Origin of the sequence: Enterococcus sp. DIV0691 (assembly GCF_051711145.1) — a bacterium.
Lineage (GTDB): Bacteria > Bacillota > Bacilli > Lactobacillales > Enterococcaceae > Enterococcus_B > Enterococcus_B hirae.
The window spans coordinates 480,010-499,517 of sequence record NZ_JBIOLY010000001.1 but is presented as its reverse complement, the minus strand read 5'-3'; the positions used below and the strand labels follow the sequence as shown (position 1 = coordinate 499,517).

Below are 19,508 nucleotides of genomic sequence, written 5' to 3'. Positions count from 1 at the left end.
CCATGATTTTTCCGAAAAAAATGACTTTAATCACCGCTTCTCTCATAAAAGACTACAGACATTAGGCTGTTCGCCCTCCGTACAGCGCAGAGAACAAACAGCCTATGTCAATTTGTTTACTTCCCACTTTTAGGTGTCGTGCCTATAGGAATATTTAAAGAAGTGAAAGGTTATAAACTTTCTATTTTTTATAAATGAACAGATAGTGCTAATAAACTTTCCGCCTTCTTGCATAAATTACTTAAATGAACGATGTCGCATTTTCCTACAGCCTTAAGAATCAGCGTTCTAGATTCTTTGATCGTTTCAGTTGTTGTGTTTGGAGATAATGTGGTATATGTATTGTCGGTAAATAAATGGTTTACAGCCTCTACAGCATTTTGGACAGCTGAATCTACTGAATTAGTACTTTCTAATAACAAGCTTTCTGCCTTCTTGCATAAATTACTTAAATGAACGATGTCACATTTTCCTACGGTCTTAAGAATCAGCGTTCTAGCTTCTTTGATCGTTTCAGTTGTTGTGTTTGGAGATAATGTGGTATATGTATTGTCGGTAAATAAATGGTTTACAGCCTCTACAGCATTTCGGACAGCTGAATCTACTGAATTGGTACTTTTTAATAACAAGCTTTCCGCCTTCTTGCATAAATTACTTAAATGAACGATGTCACATTTTCCTGCGGTCTTAAGAATCAGCGTTCTAGCTTCTTTGATCGTTTCAGTTGTTGTGTTTGGAGATAATGTGGTGTATGTATTGTCGGTAAATAAATGGTTTACAGCCTCTACAGCGTTTCGGACAGTTGAATCTGAGACAGTTACTTGTTGAGCTGCATTAACTGTCATGGTATTTATTGTCCCAGCGCTAATGCACAAAAACGAGGTTAATAATAATAGTTTACTATGTTTCATCAAATCAATCCTTTTATGTTTTATTTTTTATCATGACATCCTAAAGTTCATATTCTCTAACCATTAATAAATGTCGGTATTGATTTTTCTCCAAGTAATCGGATAATTATGTTTATTCAATAATAGATGTCTGAATGGGTTTAAATTTAATTATCATCTAAATAAATCATCCTTGGATTCAATAGAGATCTAATAATACATAGTTACATAAACTTAATTTTTTTTCCTAAATAAAAAAATATTACACTTTGCACTTTCTTATATATTTAACGACCTCCCTTTATCTATAGTAATAAGATTTATGTAACGTATCTCCCGACACTTAGCATTATATACTGATAAAGAGGTACCATCATAAATTTTTTTTTTATTTTAATAAGTATTAGGAAAGATTTATAGTTTAATGTTGGAATTGTTGTAATAAACTAGATAAAAAATGAAGGAAAATCGAGGATTTCTATTATGCCAAGAGATTCAGTTGATAAAGTAAGTAAAATTGTTGCCGTCAACCTAATGATCGAAGAATAATTTTTTGCGAAAGAAGTTAGCCTGTAGCTAAAAAAACAGGCTCACCGCTTGTATCGTTGGATTCAAGAAATTAAAAAATATAAAGCAAGTGCGTTTCTTAGAAAAGGGAACGCACTTTTTGATGCTCATGATGACATGAAGAAGTTAGAACAAGAAAAGCATTACTTAAGAGAGGAACGAGGCTTATAAAAAAGTTCCTAGTTTTTTTGAAGTCAAACAAGCGTCCGATTTCCAGTTCAAAAAAACAGAAAGAAGTTTTCTTCTTTCTGTTGAATTTATCCTAAGATTTCTCGTTACCAACCTCGTTGGACAAAGAGACTCAATTCAGAGACATCACCTCAAACTCAGATGGAAATATTTAAATGTATTAAAACTTACTACAATACTAAAGGGATGCATTTTGCCCTTAGTCATCCATCCCTAGAGACCTTGAAAAAAATTTTTTCTCTTGTTCTCTGAACCAAGTATCTAGTTTTTCTTAACAGCTCCAATTTTGAGACCGGTACACAACTTACTCATTTGCAGAAGACTGTTTTATTTGTCCTCCACTGAACGACCTACTTTCTGTTCAACAATAACGATATCTTTATTTGGTCGTTTGAATTGGACACCTGCTCGTTCTAAGTCTTGTTTTACACCAATATGGACCTTGACGTCTTCACGTTCTGCTTTCAAAATACGACGGATTGCAAAATCAATTTCTTGCTTGGTGATTTTTTTCTTCGTATTAATCATCAATAATTGGGATTTTTCATACGTATCAATGTATAAAATCTGTGTTCGATCAAGCGAATAAAGTTTATAGTATTTGATGGCTTTGCTACTAAAGAAAAAATCTACTACTTTAGGATAAAACGTCTTAATATTTAAATTACTTGTAACTGGCGTTTCGATTAATTTCATCTTATTCCTCTTTTCTATTATTATTTATAACAAGCGCCCAACAAAGGAATCGCTTTCAACATGACATATTTAAAGCAGAAAAATTCGTTTTTCTACTTTACTTATTATAACATAAAAATAAACACAAAAAAATATTCAAAATTTCTTGACCTTCTAGTTACGTCAAGGAATAAGATCATTCTATAAGGAGGTTAAGCATGGAATATACTATAAAAAAAATGGCAGAAATTTCTGGTGTTAGTCCTCGTACCCTGCGTTTTTACGATCAGATCCACTTACTGAAACCATCACGGGTGACTGAGTCTGGCTATCGGATCTACACTAGCCAAGAAGTTGACCGACTACAACAGATTTTGTTTTATCGCTCCCTTGATTTTAAGTTAGAACAAATTGCAGAAATTTTAGATAATCCAGCTTTCGATCATCGACAAGCGTTGATCCAACATCAAGAAATGTTACAAGAAAAAAGAAAACAGCTCGACACACTATTAATGACTATTCAACATACACTGGAGAGTTACGAAGGAGGAAAACCAATGAAAGATCATGAGAAATTTGAAGGATTTAAAAAACAAAAAATAATGGAAAATGAAACAAACTATGGACAAGAAATACGAGAAAAATATGGAGACGACACCGTTGAGAAAGCAAATAAAAAATGGCAAAATATGTCTGAAGAAAAATTTGAAGAAATGCAGTCTTTAGAAAAACAACTCTTAGCTGATTTGACAGCTTATTTACAATCAGACTCTGATCAAAAACTAGCATTGAAACTATTTGAAGAACACAAAAAATGGCTTACTTTTAGCTGGCCTTCTTATAGTTCCGAAGCTCATCGTGGCTTAGGCTTATTGTATATTTCTGATGAACGATTCACCGCTTACTATGATGAGCGTTGTGGAAACGGAGCTGCCCAAGCATTGAATACGATCATTCAAACATACGCGGTTGAATAAGTTGTCTTTGAGTGGACGTTCATTTTAGGAAATAAGTAGCGAAGATCTCACTTTATGATCCATCCTGTCAGAATGCAGACACCACATTCTTTCATAATCCATTGACGTCAAAAAGAAACCGAAGCAATCACAAAAATAGGAGAAACTATTTTTGGCTATTCGGTTTCTTTTTTAGGTTTTTGCGTTACTTCGATCTACTTTTGATTCCGCATTAAAACCATTTCGACTATCGCACAATAAATCGATAAGGAATTTTGATTTGATCTTTTTTTTCTTCGATAAAAAGTAGAAAAGCCGTTTCTCCACACTCTCTTAAGCCATGGTCAATCGTAGAAAAAGACATTAGCTCACTGATCAACAGATTATCACGACCAACAAGACGGTTTTTACTTTCTAAGATGGAGCTTTGCAATATACCGGCAGCAACTGTATCTGAATTAGTGAAGACACCATCTACCTTTTTTTCTTTAAAATACGTCGCTGCATTCACCCCTTGTTCATAGTCAATACAGTTCCAAAAAACATTTTCCTCTTTGAAATCGGGAAATATTTTTTTACAAAGTTCCAACGTCACTTTTGTATTAAAACTAAGACGACCACTTCTTCCTAAAGTAACGCCAAGCTTTTCCACGCCTTGTTTTTTTAAATACAATAATGCTTCAGTAATAGATTGTTCACGATCGATAAACACGCAACCAGCTTCTGTTTCTTTTATTTCTTCACAAAAAATGATTGGCCCATACTTTTGATAAGAGAGCAATACATCTAAATTGTTGGCACGAGAAGTAACGATCAAACCATCAAATCGTTTACCTGCAAATTCTTCTAAATACATTCTCTCTCTTTCTGCCTGATAATTTGTTGGTAACAAGGTCACCTGATAATCTTCGTTGAAGGCGACTTCAATGATCCCACTAAGCAATTGATCGAAATAAGGATGATCCGTATAAGGCAGAATAACACCAATATTTTTTGTTTTTCCATAACTGAGCTGTCTGGCACTTGCATTAGGAACATACGATAACTCATTAATGACGGATAGAATCTTGGCACGTTTTGTTTCGTCAACATAAGGATGATTATTGATCACCCGTGAAACGGTAGAGACAGAATAACCCGTCAGTTTTGCAATATCTCTAATGTTTGTCATGCTTTACTAAAACCACCTATGCAAAAAGATTTTCTTGTAAATAGTCTACCACAGCATGCCCACATTCAAAAAATTGATAGAACGTTCCATCATATTCAAAGCTAATACGTTGCCCACCCAGATACGTATCTTTAGCCAATCCACTAATTTCATCTAAAGGAATTTTTTTCATTACCGTTTTATTTAACCCTTGAGGACTAGACAATTCAAGCACTGTTTCTTTAAATTCAACAAAAGCATAAAAATAGTCATTCGTAGCGCCATTGGTCGTTTTGATATAAGTATTCATCAGTAATTCCTCCTTTTTGATGAATTGAGTATAGCTTATGAAACGCGTCTCATAGCAAGATCTTTGCTTCACCTTCTAAAAAAACGAGCAATACGATACATACTTTTGTCTTCGAATCTTTAAACTTGTCTTTGAATTTTTAAAAGTAGAACTTTATTTTAATTATCTAGAAAAATAAGTTCGAGTACCTCATTCAAACTCTGTTACTATGCATTTAAACCAGTAAATGAGAGGAGTTTTTCAATTGTATAAAAAGCAAAAAAAAGCAGGTATACTGAAAAGAATACTGAGACTAATAAAGAATAAAATAAAGGCCATACTACAACGCATAAGACTATTAAAAATATTGAGAAGAAAACATCGAATAAACGAACGAATGTCTAACCTAGTAAACATTAAAGAATACTGCCTAGTAGAGAAACCTATGCCATTAAAAAGTACAAAGGAAAATAATCACTCCTTGTTGTCTAAGAATGAGAATCTGAAAAATATGAAGAATATAAAGAAGAAAAAAAAAGACAAAAATAGTAGCACATCAAGATCCTCTGGCTTCACGTATATAGGTCGTTCTAGAACATAAGCAACTATCCGCATCGAATGATTGATTAAAAAAATAATCTTTCATATTTTTGCACCCTTTAGCTTGTAATAAAAAAAGAGAGCCCTTATTACATAAGGGTTCTCTTAGACTCCATACTTTTGATATATTGTGAAATATACCTGTGGCGCAACCCACTACAGAAGCTCCATAAAAATTTTTATTTTCACTTAAATAGAATGTACCTCGTTTACCAAAACCAAAATCATCTAATATATACAATTTTGAAAAAAGTTTTAGATTTCAACCAGCAATTATCTCTAGCAGGTCACCTTTCTCTTAGAATAAGAAGAAAAAATATTTTACTTTAGCAATCAATAAAAAACTGAAGTAAGTCATTTTATGCAAGATTGAGATGTATGATTTTCTATCCTAAATCCCCCTAACTATCTTTTTACAGTTAGGGGTACCTAGAATCCATCTTAACATTGGATAGCTTATTTATTTTTCTTTATGTGCTTATCTTTTACTCCTATAAATATCAATAGAATAAGAATGGTTCCAACCTTTTGTAGATAACCCATCCTCATATCGCCTGTTTGGGGCAACCTCCCAGTTTTTTTCGGGATAAATCGTACGGAAACATTATTTTCATATATTTTTTCCATATCAATTGTATCAGCAGCTATCTTTTGCGGTGTGAAAAAAACGAGTATCATAACGAGCATCAATAGAATGCTGTTTTTCTTAAAATTTATCCTCACGTTAGTTCACTCCCTGACTTGGATCTGCTACCAGCTCCCAATTGATCGTTGTCCTATAGGTATCTTCGTTTGCCTCTAATGAATTCGGTACTTGAAGCTCTACACCAGGTGTATGATTCGTTCCAAATGAGATAGTAGTGTTACCAACTGGCTGGCTTCCTACCGAGCTATTCACGACATAGTTTGCAATTTCTATAGGTTGCGTATTTAAATTTACTTCGTTTTGTGTATGAAGATTGGCTGCTTGATCACTTTGGCTGACAATATTATGAAGCCTAATTTCCACGCCTCTTAGTTCATCTCCATTAGAATTTTGAAATGAAGTACTTTGATATGCTTGAAGAGACCAGTTACTTGTACCAATATAGTCAGATAACTGTAATCCCAATGGAGTATCTTCTTCATTCAAAGCTGTAACTATCTGGCGACGATTACTTTTTCTGATGGTGCCAAAATCAAAATTGGAGACATTCGTTATCTTACGCGTACCTTCTACTGTAAATGGTACTTCATAAGCCATTTGGACATACTTGCCATTACTTAATTTCTCTTGAACTTGGATTGTTCCTGTGGTTTGCCCTAAGCTTGATCGATCTGGGTAACTCGTAAACCCAACCACTTCGACATTTGGTGCGTTGCTCAGATTTAAATAAGAAGCAGCTTGTTGAGCCAATTGTTCATCGGTCATGTTTTGGCTAATCAGCCCTGTACGAGGTGTTACTCGATCAATCAACACTTGGCGATAACCGGTTGGTGTTAGTTCAAGGTAAGCAATATTGTCTTTATGTGACAATGCTCCTTCTATCTCGTTATTGAAGATTCTTAACCGTTCCTGTGCTTCCGCATGATACACTTTTAGAATATCTCCATATTCAATTGAAATCGTTCCGATACCACTTACATGCCCATTGACACCTCTGCTACCAGCGGCTTCATAATTCTTTTTAATACTTAATTCATCCAACGACTGCTGACTAGCTGTATTTCTTAGTACTTCCAATGAGTAATACAATTCTGGAAAATCAGGATGGATAGGTGCTACTCCAATATTATCTCCACGACGCGCTACAATCTTATTTTCTCCAGGTAAATAGGCTAATGCTCCCGCTGAGCGATCTGCTTCTCCTCTAAAAAGAAGAGTTTCTCCCCACCTAATGGTTAGATGAACCTGTACTTGAATCCGTTCACCAGAAGCTTTATGCACGACTGTCACCATAGTATATCTTCTTCCTGGCACATCAAGATCGTGTCTAGGATCGTACTCGAATTCATAAGCATCTCTTGCTAAAACAGTATTATTGTACTTGACTTCATTCACTGCTTTTTCTAAATCAAGGGTTTCACCAAGTGTTAATACTTGTGCCATGGTAGTGGCTTCCAATCCTTGATGAACAGTAAATAGTACATTGTAGTTCATTTGAATATAGTTGCCATTACTTAGTTTTTCTTGAACTCGGATTGTCCCTAGCGTTTGACCTTGTCTTGATCGGTCTGGGTATCTCGTAAACCCGACTACTTCAACGTTTTTAGCATTACCAAATTCAAGATATGTTTCTACTGCTGCATCTAATTGTTCGTCACTCATCGTTTGTGAGATTGTTGTGTTTTTAGGGCTTAGCTGATTAATGAACAACAATCTTAATCCATCATTCGTGGTTTCATAATAGGTTGTTTGATTGACGAATCCATTGTTTTCGTGAACATCCACTTCAACACTATCGGTGTACAAACTCATCATTCTGCCAGCACTTAACGATTCCTGATGATAAACTTCTACAACATCTCCAACTTGAACATTATTTACACCGAAATCATCTATAATATCAAACTTATAGTCTCGTCCATAATACGTAATGTTTCTTTGATAGTTTGGTAAGTCCAGTGCTATATTTTGTTGTCCTGAAATCAAGCCTATTTTCAAATAAGCGGCGTCAAAAAAGAGACCTGTATGAAGCTGAAGATTTCTGTCTTCTGAACCTTTTGTTCCGATCAATTGTAGTTGATTTCCAGCTCTTATTAATGAAAGTCCTAAACTTTCATGACGAGCTGTCCCTTTCAAAATCAGCGTATTCCCCCAATGAATAGTTACAGGAATTTCCACTTCAATAGTTTCAGCCGATACTTTGTGTGTGATGGACGCGTTAATCGTACGACTGCCAACTAAATTCATGATTCCGTTTTCGCTGACTTTTACTTCAAAGTCATTGTTAGATAAGGCTTGACCATTATATTTAACATCTTTGACTACTTGGCTTGGATCAATTGTTTCACCTAAGTTTAATACTTGTGAAACGGCAGTTGCTTCTAACCCAGCCGTCACCGTAAATGGCACATCGTAGGACATTTGGACATAGTTGCCATTACTTAGTTTTTCTTGAACCTGGATTGTCCCTGTTGTTTGTCCTGGTCTTGATCGGTCTGGATATTTCGTAAAGCCGACCACCTCTACATTTGGCGCGTTGTTTAAATTTAAATAAGAAGCCACTTGCTGGTCCAATTGTTCATCAGACATTCGGCGACTAATTGTCCCTGTACGAGGCGTTACCCGGTCGATCAATACTTGACGGTAACCGGTCGGCGTCAATTCCAAGTAAGCTATATTATTGCTATGGGACAAGGCACCTTCTGTTTCATTATTAAAAATTCTGAGTCGCGTACGTGCTTCTGCATGATAGACTTTCAGAATATCACCATAGATAATTGTCCGATTACCGAATCCCTGGCGATTTTGTTCAGCATTCCATGTACCTGGGGAGGAGAACTTATAATACTCAGGTAATTCTGTCAAATTTTGACGATTAGCTGAATTACGCAATAAAGAGATATTAAAGTATTCATTTGGAAAATTAGGATGTGTAGAAGCCAACGCTTCATAACTTCCACGTGTCATCGTCAATCGTTGCTCTGATGGAACATAAGCAAGCGCTCCTCCTGAACGATCACCTCTACCTCGGAACATAATGGTATTACCCCATCTAATGGTAACAGGTACGTTCACTTGGATTCGTTCTCCTGTCGCTCTATGAACGACTGTTACTACTGTATTTCTACTTCCCGCTACATCAAGATCTTGTCCGGGATCATACTCTAATTCATAAGCATCCCTTGCTAAAACAGTATTATTGTACTTGACTTCATTCACTGCTTTTTCTAAATCAAGGGTTTCACCAAGTGTTAATGCTTGTGCTATGGTAGTGGCTTCCAATCCTTGATGAACAGTAAATGGTACTTCATAAGTCATTTGGACATACTTGCCATTGCTCAATTTCTCTTGAACTTGGATTGTTCCTGTGGTTTGCCCTAAGCTTGATCGATCTGGGTAACTCGTAAACCCAACCACTTCGACATTTGGTGCGTTGCTCAAATTCAAATAAGAAGCAGCTTGTTGATCCAACTGTTCATCGGTCATTCGACGACTAATTGTCCCTGTACGAGGTGTTACTCGATCGATCAATACTTGGCGGTAACCAGTTGATGTTAATTCAAGGTAAGCAATGTTGTCTTTATGTGACAAGGCACCTTCTGCTTCGTTATGAAAGATTCTCAATCGACCTTGCGCTTCTGCATGGTACACTTTTAAAATATCTCCATGTTCAATCGAAATCGTTCCAATATCACGGATATGTTCATTTACATCTCTATTTCCAGTTGCTTCATAACTAGTAACTGTATTCAACTCATTTAGCGCTTGTTTTGAATCCGTATTTCTCAATACTTCTAATGAATAATACATATCTGGAAATCCAGGATGGATCGGGGCTGCCCAGGTATAGTCTCCACGACGAGCCACAAGTTTATTTTCTCCAGGTAAATAGGCCAATGCTCCTGCTGAGCGATCTGCCTGCCCTCTAAACAGAAGGGTTTCTCCCCACGTAATTACTACAGGAACTTGCACTTGGATTCGTTCACCAGAAGCTTTATGAACGACTGTTACTGTTGTGTTTCTGCTTCCTGGCACATCCAGATCTTGGCCAGTATCATACTCGAATTCATAAGCATCTCTTGCTAGAACAGCATTGTTATATTTTACTTCCCCCACTGCTTTTTCTAAATTAAGAGATTCACCTAACGTTAATGATTGAGCCACAGGAGTGGCTTCTAGCCCCTGATGAACAGTAAATGGCACATCGTAGGTCATTTGTATATAGTTGCCATTACTTAGTTTTTCTTGAACCTGAATTGTCCCTGTCGTTTGTCCTAAACTTGATCGGTCTGGATATCTTGTAAAACCAACCACCTCTACGTTTGGTGCATTACTCAAATCTAAATAAGAAGCCACTTGCTGATCCAATTGTCCATCAGTCATTCGACGACTAATTGTCCCTGATTTAGGCGCTACTCGATCGATCAATACTTGGCGGTAACCTGTCGGTGTTAATTCCAAGTAAGCTATATTGTCTCTATGTGACAAGGCACCTTCTGCTTCATTATTGAAGATCCTTAATCGTTCTTCAGCTTCCTCATGATGCACTTTTAAGATATCCCCGTAATTGATGGTTCGGCTACCGAAATTCTGCTTATTTTGTTCAGCATTCCACGTACCTGGTGAGGAAAACTTATAATATTCAGGTAACTCTGCAAAGTTCTGTCGATTGGCTGAATTACGCAACAAAGAGAGATTGAAGTATTCATGAGAAAAAAGAGGATGTGTAGGAGCAAGAGTTTCATAACTTCCACGTGTCATCGTCAATCGTTGCTCTGATGGAACATAAGCAAGCGCCCCTCCCGCACGATCACCAACACCACGGAACATAATAGTGTTACCCCATCTTAGCGTTATCGGTACACTAAAATCAGCAGATTCTCCACTAGTATTATGTGTTACTTTCACCGATAGATCTCTTGTACCAGCCACATCTAAAACTGTTCCTAATTGAAAATCAAGGGTATATTGATTGCTATTTAATGTTGTGCCCCTGTAACGAACATTTGATATGGATTTATTAATATCAAATGTTTCACCAACTAATAGATTCTGATGGGTGATATCTGCTTGAATCCCATCTTGCACATTAAATGGTACTTGGTAGTCCTTATAGACAAAGTTTCCTGTCGATAACTGTTGACGAACACGAATAACGCCATTACTTGTCCCTGTTCTGGAACGATCAGGATACGTAACAAATCGTTCAATTTGCGAACCCGTAGCACGACTCATATCTAAATAATTTGCTAGACTAGCATCTAATTGTGCGTTTGTTGTGTTTGTACTTATTGTTGCTTGACGTGGTGTCGCTCTATTAAAAGTTAACTGTCGATAACCTGAATTTGTTAATTCAAGATAGCCTTTATTCCCATCGCGTGAATCTGCGACAGAGCCTAATCCTTGTACATTCCCGCTTGAAAGAGTACCGACTCTATTCGGTTGTGCATGGAATACTTCAACCACATCACCATATGCAAACACTGGTTTAGATACTGAACTATATTTTGTGCGTAAAGTATCTACTGTATCTCTACCATTAGCAGTAAATGAAAGAATGGGGTTGATACTTTCTATTGTTTGGGCTGCACCTGGCCGTCTTACCGAAAACGTATAGAATGTTTCAGCAGCATTCGATGACATGCTGTTTGTATTTCGTTCATGACGCTTGAATTCTATCAGTCGTGTTTGTGGATTATATAAAAATACGCCTCCCGATCCTTGTGTTGCTCCCATGTAGATAGCATTATTATTTCCATTTCCCCATTGCACTTGAACGTATCCATATAGATCAATCCAGCCATGAGGCGCAACTTCGTCTGTAATCCGAACGGTAAATCTTGCACGCGAGTTTCCAGAAGATGTATTTACAATATCGTCATCTGGAAATTCAGTGATTCGATAATGTAGAGGAAAAGTATGTTCCATCCATTCGTATCCTGACGTATATACCCATTTATCTACTCCTACCAAATGTCCTATGTGTCGGCTTCTATTGTTAAGAATTTCAGTGGCAGCTCCGGAAAAGTTAAGAGCATTGATAAATGGTCCGAAAGGATCCCATGAATCTCCTATCCTATACACTAAATTTGAATTAGTCCAGGGCGATCGCCAAGCTGAAGAATTAGGTGCAGGGGAATTTCCCGCCCCATGCCAGAGCCGCAGTCTTCCAGGAGCAGGCAGCCCTCCTACAGTATCGTATGGGCCTGGTCCTCCTGAAGGTGGAGCAGAGAAATTTTGGAGTATACTTTCATTTTCAAGAATATGTTTTATATTATTTCCGCTATTCTCCTCAGTACTATCATTTTTTTCACTACTTGTACTCTCAGAACCATCCGTGGTTTCTTCATTTTCTGAGACAGAAGTAGGGTTATTTTCATCTTCTTTTTCAGGAATGTTCTCAGAAGCAACTGTATTTTCCGATGAAGAAACAGTATTTTCTGCACCTTCTAATTCTGAAGCAGGTTGAGGATTTTCCTCTTCTAGAAAGCTTTCAGCGTACACCATATATAGAGACGGGGATATGGCTTGACTCAGCATGCACACTATTCCTAAAAATGTAATCAGCTTCTTCATTAGTCATCTCCTCTATCTCTGTGGTCTACTAAGGTGTTGGTGTTGCGCCTGGATCTGCAACGAGTTCCCAAACAATGGAAGTAGAATATGTTTTATCTGATTTTATTGTATTAGCAGGAATATGAAGGCTGACGCCATCTGTTGAGCTATCACCATGAGGTTTTCCCAAAGCTAATGACCAAGTACCTGCTCCTTGAGTAGCATTTGCTGTAGAAATAACTTGTTCACTACTATTCAATACAACCCTCGAATTAGGGATTTGTGGTGTATTATTAGTGTTTGCATAATACATGTTTTGAATCGATATCTCTGCTCCATCTAACTCTTTACCGTCTTCGTTAGTAAGTTGACTAGGCTGCGAAGCTCTTAATTCCCACCCTTGTCTGGCTAAACCTCGGCGATCTTCAATTGAAATAAATGGTACTCGTTTTTCCGTCTGACCATCTACTTGAACATCAATCAACTGGGCATTTTGATTAATTGCTAAGTTCGTATGTTCAATTTCTCCAAAATCAAAATCTGCTACGAAGTTGATTTTTAAATCTCCAGGATTAGGATTCGGTGGAGTTGGCGGCTCGATTGGTTTGTCTGGATCTTCTGGATCGACAACCTCGGGTTTGTCTGGATCTGGTGCACCAACTGTTACAGAACCTTCAGTTGTTGCTTTAGTTGCCCCATCGTAATCAACAGCAGCTACATTCATCGCTTGTCCTAAAGTCATGATTCCTAATAAACTAGTCATAAATAGTAAGTTTGTTTTTTTCATTGTTTTCTCACCCTCTAATAAAAGTCAATTTTATTTTGTTACCACTGAATTATTCTCTTTTTCCTCACCCCCTTTAAATTTATCTTTTAGAAGTAAGTACAAAATCAAACATATCAAGATTATTCCGACCCCTATCAACAAGTAGGTCAACCAAGGTGTCGGTAATTCGATGTCCAGAGCTGTTTGATTCAGTGTATTTGCGGCAGATGAACTGATATGAAAATTTTCGACAAAATGATAGGTTTCTGTATCAGCTTTCACTATTAACTCAACACGATAATTCCCGGCACGAACTAGCTGGGAAAAAGTGGGTATCCCAAAATCAAAGTTCGAATTTGGCGCCATTCTTAAATTTTCTTTTTCATATTGAATGAGTGGGTCTTTTTCCTCTTGATAGTATACTTTTGCATTAACTTCCATGGTTCGAATCGATACAGGTTGTTTATTTTGTAAATTTATCTCAACGACATTTCTATAATTTCGCTGCCCCATCCTAGCGTCCCGAGCGATTAATTCGTTAACAGGTAGTTCTATATTTTTTTGACGCATCAACACCCCGACTGTATAAGCAAATTGATGTGTAACTTGCTGATCTTGAAGCGCTGTTTCTTGATAAAATCGGAACCCTCCAAGAATCTCGCCACCCCATTTTTTTGTTGGATAATTGATTCTTGTTGTATATTTTTTGGTTTCCCCTGTATTAAGCTCAATTGTTTCTTCTTTATTTTCTACTAATGTGTCAAAAGGAAATTCCAGCGTTTCATCAAGATTTTCTTTACTTATGAATGAGGTAATCCCATTTTGATTCGTTTGAGCAGGAATGGCTTCTACTCCAATCTTTATTGATTCATTGCTGTTATTCATTATTTCGATTGTAACGGTTTCTTCTTCATTTGGATTCCCTTCAAAGATGTAATAGCCTTGTTCATTTACTGATCCATCTTCTTCCAAACTCCTAACTGAAAATGGTGCGCTGGAATCTCCAAAAACTGGAACTTGATTTATTTTTTCAATTGCTAAAAGAAGAACGGCTACAAGAGCTAATTTTATGATTATAGTGGTTTTATTTAATCGTACTTTCATTTCACTCCCTCCTTTACATCAGCCATTCTAAGGTATGTACCAAGTGCCCAGTCAAAACTTTTTTTTACATTTCAGATATTAACCGTTAAACTATTTTCTAAAGGGAGGGCATACTATGGATAAAAAAACATTTCATATCAAAGATATTTTAAAATTAACCACATTAAACAAATCAACTATTCGTTATTGGGAGCGTGAAGGCTTACTAAGTTTCAAACGTGACCATGATAATCACTATCGACTTATTGACAGCCGTACTTTACTTGATTTACTAGACATTGTGTTCTATCGTAATTTAAACATCCCAATAAAAAAATTAAAATTGATCTTACATCAAAAGCCCGAAACCACTTATGAAGCATTAGTAAAGTCAGAACAAGATTTAATGGATGAACTAAATAAAATAACAAAACAACAAAAAATGCTTGCACACAAAAAACAAAGCTTAGAAGAATTGATTCAATTACAAAAAAACTCGACATCTCTATCTATTCCAATGAATTTTTCATATGTAGAGCAACTCAGTCTTAGTTCTATGGAACATGTCAGTCAATATTCCACTAGTCCAACAAACTTTGTCTTATTTTTTTCTAATGACAGTGGTCATGCTTATCAAGAGGGAATTATTGTAGATGAAAAATTAAGTGATCATTTATTATTCGAAAAACAAAAACAAAAAATTATTTTTGGTGGACTGCTTGAAGTAGACAATATAAATTATAAAAAGAATAATTTGGAATCTCTCTTAGAACGAGCAAATTTTCCTGTGGATACTACTTGTATTGCCCAATATCTTGCTTCAGGAAAATCAGAAACTGGACAAGCAATTGATTATTATAAATGCTGGTTTTTACCTGAACTATAAATAGAAGGGATTATTTCAGCTTTCGAAATCCTTGGGAGTGACTTAAAAATTGAAATTTATTACACAGAAATATACCTTCTGGAACTAGTTGAACAAACTAGTTTCAGAAGGCTTATTTGTATTTCCATATAAATTTTAGTGTAAAAAATCCAAGATAACACTAAAATCAATAAATGTTTTTTGTTGATTCAAGATTTATTCCATAAAAAGTTTACATCTTCTCGTCTTTTTCTAATTGTAAAAGAAAAGTTCTATTTAAGATTTTCCATTCAGATCCTTCGCCTCATACTTATGTTGCGGATATTAATTCTAGGTTTTCGTTTCTCAGCATATATACATACGTATATTTATTATTTCCTAGTTTTGTTTTTAACTCACCATCGTTACTCGTTCTAAATCTGTGCCATGGCCCTTCTGCGTGATAAATCTCAATTGTACTTCCCTCAGATAAAACTTGCTGTGCAAACGTTCCATATGTTCGAGGACCATTACCTATAACCGTACCGTTTCCATTCCACATTTGGCTAAATAATATTCTCCCAGAAGGGTCATTGACTCTAATAGACGCATACCGTTGATTGTTCCACCCACTTCCATGAAATTGATAATCAGAATTCTTTACTAATAAAATTTTTCTTCCCTTTACTTCTACAGTAATCCTAGCAAAACCAGAAGGATTTGAGGCTTTTGCATCTCCGCCAATTGAAAAAGATTGTTTATTTATATGACGTTCATTTAGTCGGATCACATTATGAATCAGTGCTTCTCCAGGAAAGTCAGCAGCAACAATTCCAACATGTCTTAATTTTTGATTTCTGATATAGTCAGAAGTCAATATATTTGTACCTTCAAAAGCAATCGTTGCGATACCTAAAAACCAATCGATTCTGGGAAAATCTGGAACGGAACCTGCCCATCCCGGATGAGTCATACCAGTGGCAAGTCTACCTGCATGGGTTCCCGGACTGCTATGACCGCTAGCTACAAAATAAGGAAAGGATCCTCCTGATCCTGATAAGTAGTTAATAAAAATCCTGTTTCCATTATCTTTATTTGCTTGATTTAAATGTTCTTTTACACTTAACCATTTATCGTATAGATCCCAATTTGTTCTTAGATGATAATTGTCTTGTATCACAAAGCTGGCTGGATAGCGTATTCCTAAAGAAGATCCTTCAAAATTACGTAAAATTACAATTTTACCACGGGTTTCTCCTAAAGTAGGATTCGCATTATTGCTTAAGAAAAACATATTTTTATAATTAGGATTATTAAGATAGCTATTCACTAAGCGGTTCAGCTCCGGATCATTGACGCTAGTATGCTCCTGTTTTAACCGCATATAAATCGCTTCACTAGGATTCCTTTGAAGAAATGTTCGTAATGTATTTAAAGCGTCTTCAAATCTAGCTAGAAAAACAAACCCATGGTGAACCGTAAGCGAATTTGGTCTTGCAGCTACACGTATATCAATGAAACGGATCCCCACTTCTAATTGTTCATTCAATGATAATCCTTGGTTTTGAACGATATCTCCCCCTGGACCGTTAGACATGGTATTGTGCGTACCTGGAATAGATAACTGTGACAGCCTAGTATTATCTTGTATTTCAGACATCCAATTGGGATTTCTAGAATGAAATTCTGAAATCGAACGTAAATATGCTGGATGATAATGTGCATCTACTGTTTTAGGTAAAACCAAAACAAACAATAGCATGAATATTGAAAAAATTTTTTTCACCAAATAACCTCTTTCTTTATTACATGTAACAAACTGACTATCCATGAAATAAGTATTCATAGATAATCAGTTTCTTCATAAATTTATAAAGCTAACTACTTAACAACTGTTAATTCTAATTTATTGTTTTTCATCGTATAGATATAAGTCGTTTTATCGTTCCCTAGTTTTCTTTTCAATTCCTGATCGAAGCTCGTTCTAAACATATAACTTGGACCTTCTGCATGATAAATTTCTACAGTACTTCCTTCAGGTAAGTCATATTGAGCGAATGTCCCAAACGTGTGAAGTCCATTTCCAACGACTGACTCATTCCCATTCCAAGTTTGGTCAAACAGTATTTTGCCGTTAGGTTCAGAAATCTTGACTGAAACATATTTCTGATTTTGCCAGTCATTCCATTGAAATCTAAAATCAGAGTGTTTGACCAATGAAATTTTTCCGTTCTGTGATTCTACTACCAAACGTGAAAAACCTGTTGGAAATACTTCTGGATTCGACGGAACTTTTTGACCGCCAATATGAAACCTTTGGGTAGTAAAGGCTGTTTCATCCGTAATATCAACATGAGTATCACTTAGAATATTTTTGACTAAAGTAGTTAATTCAGCTGTATCTGGTGTATCATGTGCTAATTCCCAAATAATCGCGCCGCCATAACCTTGATCAATTGTATAGTTTACTTTTCTAGAAATACTTGCGATGTTATCATAAGTGAATAATTCTTTCTTCTCTGAATCATAGATAAATGGCGCCTCGGCTTCATCGTCCCAATGGTAAGACAAGTGTTCAACAGTTGGATCTTTAGCTTTAGCTTCAAATTCTTTTAATTGCCACCAAGGTTTCAAACCAGCTAATTGTTCAGGATCGTCCCAACTTCCGCCATTGGCTGCTCCTCTACTTGGTACAGCCATTGCTGCTGAATCAACATTAGCAAACCCTCTTGAGTAATAACTCATACCAACCATCAATTTATGTTTAGGAATCCCGTAAACCTTATGGTACTCTTCCATGGTTGCAGAAATATTGAATTTTTGATCTTTATCGTCTCTTGTTTTTGGATATAGTGGAGATTGATGTCCGGTTTGATCATCAAACCCACCTCGGTAATCATAAGTCATTACGTTGAAGTTATCGACATATTCATTCGTAATTTCGGGAGCAATAAACGCCATTTTTTCATGATTAGCTGTCACTGCAATACTTAACTGGTAGTAGACGTCATTTTCTTTACCTGCTGCGGTCATCTTTTCACGTAGCTGTTTAATCAAAGCCACAAATTTTTCTTTTTGTTCATCATTTTCTGGATATTCCCAATCAATATCAATACCTTCAAAATGATAATTCAGCATAAAGTCTACTAACTGTGTAGTAAAACGATCCATACGTTCAGGCGTTGCTGTAGCATGATCAAATCCATGATCGTCTACCGAGTTGGTCCAACCACCGATAGAAACCATTGCTGCAACATCATGTTCTTCAGCTAATTGAGTGATTTGATTGATGTAGTTTCTGCCCCCACCTTCATGTGAATCATCGAAGTCGGCCCAAGGATCATTTGAAACCAATTCTCCATTTTGGTCAATAACCATAAAAGCATAATTGACATGAGTAATTTTATCAAAAGGAACATCTACTGGATCGTATCCTTTTCCATCGATGATTCCTTGACTATAATTATAGTCTGGCTTATCTGGCTCATAGTCTGTTTTATACCCATGCCAATTTGAGAAATAACCAATTACTTTTTTCTCGTTTTGAATTCTTTGTGCTTCTTCTTTTTGTAATCGTTCTGCCTCTTCACCTGTAAATCGATTAAATTTAAAGATATTTAAAGGTGTTGGCAAGTCTTTGACTTTTTGCCAAACAGAAGCACTACCTGGTCTATCTGAAGGCTCTGCCCAATAAGCATTACGCCAGACACTTCCGTTATAGATAACTGTTGCTCCTCCTGGATAGCTTTTTACTTGCCATACTGAACTATCCACAACAACTTGATCAAATGCCGCTACCCGTACTTCTTGGGTTCCTCTGAATAATTGTCCTTCTCTTCCTTGAGACCAACTGTTTCCTCCGTCATTCGACCACATATGAGAAGCATTCAATCCCTCAATATGATTTGTCGTATCATTCATCACTAATGTACCATCATTTTTTTGTAACTCTTCAGCAAAAGCAGTCAGTGACTGTGTATTCAATAAAGAAATCCCAACTAATGATAATGCGAAAAATTTTTTTGCCAGTTTTTTATTCATTTTTTCCTCCCCTTTTCTCTTTTATCAGATCGTTTAATTCTTTCGAAACTTGGATAAACATAGGAGATTGCTTACTAAGTTCTTTGACTTTAACTTTATCTGCCCTCGGATGAACAAAATAGATTTTTTCATTTAAAACAGGACGTCCATTTTTCAATGTATACTTTAAAAAAGGACTTTTTAAGTAATCAATAATCAGGACACCGTAACCTTCATCTTCAAGATAAATATCATTCGTTATTTTATACATTTAAAGC

The 19,508-nt window shown here is 36.2% G+C and carries 12 protein-coding genes; 2 read left to right on the top strand and 10 right to left on the bottom strand.

Annotation, left to right across the window (positions count from 1 at the left end):
• Positions 1-188 precede the first annotated feature (188 nt).
• On the bottom strand, positions 189-845 hold the full coding sequence (locus IGJ11_RS02255) for a hypothetical protein (RefSeq protein ID WP_207433144.1): 657 nt from the start codon (positions 843-845) through the stop codon (positions 189-191).
• A 1,128-nt stretch (positions 846-1,973) separates the two neighbouring features.
• Entirely contained in the window at positions 1,974-2,342 is a 369-nt protein-coding gene (locus IGJ11_RS02250; RefSeq protein WP_063626561.1) for a DUF1827 family protein, read from the bottom strand.
• A 197-nt stretch (positions 2,343-2,539) separates the two neighbouring features.
• Between IGJ11_RS02250 and IGJ11_RS02245 the strand changes: the two genes are divergently transcribed.
• Positions 2,540-3,298, top strand: a complete 759-nt coding sequence (locus IGJ11_RS02245) for a MerR family transcriptional regulator (RefSeq protein WP_034699548.1) — start codon at positions 2,540-2,542, stop codon at positions 3,296-3,298.
• 226 nt (positions 3,299-3,524) lie between these two features.
• Here the strand turns inward: IGJ11_RS02245 and IGJ11_RS02240 are convergent, their stop codons facing one another.
• The 5 genes from IGJ11_RS02240 to IGJ11_RS02220 form a co-directional block, all read right to left on the bottom strand.
• Positions 3,525-4,448, bottom strand: a complete 924-nt coding sequence (locus IGJ11_RS02240) for a LacI family DNA-binding transcriptional regulator (RefSeq protein ID WP_010738433.1) — start codon at positions 4,446-4,448, stop codon at positions 3,525-3,527.
• A gap of 16 nt (positions 4,449-4,464) precedes the next feature.
• Positions 4,465-4,737, bottom strand: coding sequence for a hypothetical protein (locus IGJ11_RS02235; protein ID WP_034699533.1), 273 nt, complete (start codon positions 4,735-4,737; stop codon positions 4,465-4,467).
• Between the two features lie 1,303 nt (positions 4,738-6,040).
• Positions 6,041-12,538: a putative mucin/carbohydrate-binding domain-containing protein gene (locus IGJ11_RS02230; protein ID WP_207432813.1), complete on the bottom strand. Its 6,498-nt coding sequence runs from the start codon at positions 12,536-12,538 to the stop codon at positions 6,041-6,043.
• 28 nt (positions 12,539-12,566) lie between these two features.
• Complete coding sequence (locus tag IGJ11_RS02225; RefSeq protein ID WP_207432802.1) at positions 12,567-13,304, bottom strand: WxL domain-containing protein; 738 nt, start codon at positions 13,302-13,304, stop codon at positions 12,567-12,569.
• Between the two features lie 30 nt (positions 13,305-13,334).
• Positions 13,335-14,387, bottom strand: a complete 1,053-nt coding sequence (locus tag IGJ11_RS02220) for a DUF3324 domain-containing protein (protein WP_207432798.1) — start codon at positions 14,385-14,387, stop codon at positions 13,335-13,337.
• A 115-nt stretch (positions 14,388-14,502) separates the two neighbouring features.
• On the opposite strand from IGJ11_RS02220, the gene IGJ11_RS02215 reads away from it, so the two are divergent.
• A complete protein-coding gene (locus tag IGJ11_RS02215) occupies positions 14,503-15,252 on the top strand; it encodes a MerR family transcriptional regulator (protein ID WP_438772276.1) in 750 nt (249 codons plus the stop codon).
• Between the two features lie 289 nt (positions 15,253-15,541).
• Here the strand turns inward: IGJ11_RS02215 and IGJ11_RS02210 are convergent, their stop codons facing one another.
• The 3 genes from IGJ11_RS02210 to IGJ11_RS02200 all read right to left on the bottom strand — a co-directional run bounded on the left by IGJ11_RS02210 (position 15,542) and on the right by IGJ11_RS02200 (position 19,501).
• Positions 15,542-16,996, bottom strand: a complete 1,455-nt coding sequence (locus tag IGJ11_RS02210; protein WP_251849360.1) for a phosphatidylinositol-specific phospholipase C domain-containing protein — start codon at positions 16,994-16,996, stop codon at positions 15,542-15,544.
• Between the two features lie 95 nt (positions 16,997-17,091).
• Positions 17,092-19,251 carry a glycosyl hydrolase family 18 protein gene (locus IGJ11_RS02205; protein WP_207432785.1) on the bottom strand — a complete coding sequence of 720 codons (2,160 nt, stop codon included), beginning with the start codon at positions 19,249-19,251 and terminating at the stop codon, positions 17,092-17,094.
• Entirely contained in the window at positions 19,244-19,501 is a 258-nt protein-coding gene (locus tag IGJ11_RS02200) for a hypothetical protein (RefSeq protein WP_178286815.1), read from the bottom strand. The genes IGJ11_RS02205 and IGJ11_RS02200 overlap by 8 nt, the downstream gene beginning before the upstream one ends.
• Positions 19,502-19,508 lie beyond the last annotated feature (7 nt).

Bases quoted from the DNA above. Each gene is read 5' to 3' on its own strand.
- IGJ11_RS02255 (WP_207433144.1), bottom strand. From the start codon at position 845: ATGACAGTTAATGCAGCTCAACAAGTAACTGTCTCAGATTCAACTGTC.
- IGJ11_RS02250 (WP_063626561.1), bottom strand. From the start codon at position 2,342: ATGAAATTAATCGAAACGCCAGTTACAAGTAATTTAAATATTAAGACG.
- IGJ11_RS02245 (WP_034699548.1), top strand. From the start codon at position 2,540: ATGGAATATACTATAAAAAAAATGGCAGAAATTTCTGGTGTTAGTCCT.
- IGJ11_RS02240 (WP_010738433.1), bottom strand. From the start codon at position 4,448: ATGACAAACATTAGAGATATTGCAAAACTGACGGGTTATTCTGTCTCT.
- IGJ11_RS02235 (WP_034699533.1), bottom strand. From the start codon at position 4,737: ATGAATACTTATATCAAAACGACCAATGGCGCTACGAATGACTATTTT.
- IGJ11_RS02230 (WP_207432813.1), bottom strand. From the start codon at position 12,538: ATGAAGAAGCTGATTACATTTTTAGGAATAGTGTGCATGCTGAGTCAA.
- IGJ11_RS02225 (WP_207432802.1), bottom strand. From the start codon at position 13,304: ATGAAAAAAACAAACTTACTATTTATGACTAGTTTATTAGGAATCATG.
- IGJ11_RS02220 (WP_207432798.1), bottom strand. From the start codon at position 14,387: ATGAAAGTACGATTAAATAAAACCACTATAATCATAAAATTAGCTCTT.
- IGJ11_RS02215 (WP_438772276.1), top strand. From the start codon at position 14,503: ATGGATAAAAAAACATTTCATATCAAAGATATTTTAAAATTAACCACA.
- IGJ11_RS02205 (WP_207432785.1), bottom strand. From the start codon at position 19,251: ATGAATAAAAAACTGGCAAAAAAATTTTTCGCATTATCATTAGTTGGG.
- IGJ11_RS02200 (WP_178286815.1), bottom strand. From the start codon at position 19,501: ATGTATAAAATAACGAATGATATTTATCTTGAAGATGAAGGTTACGGT.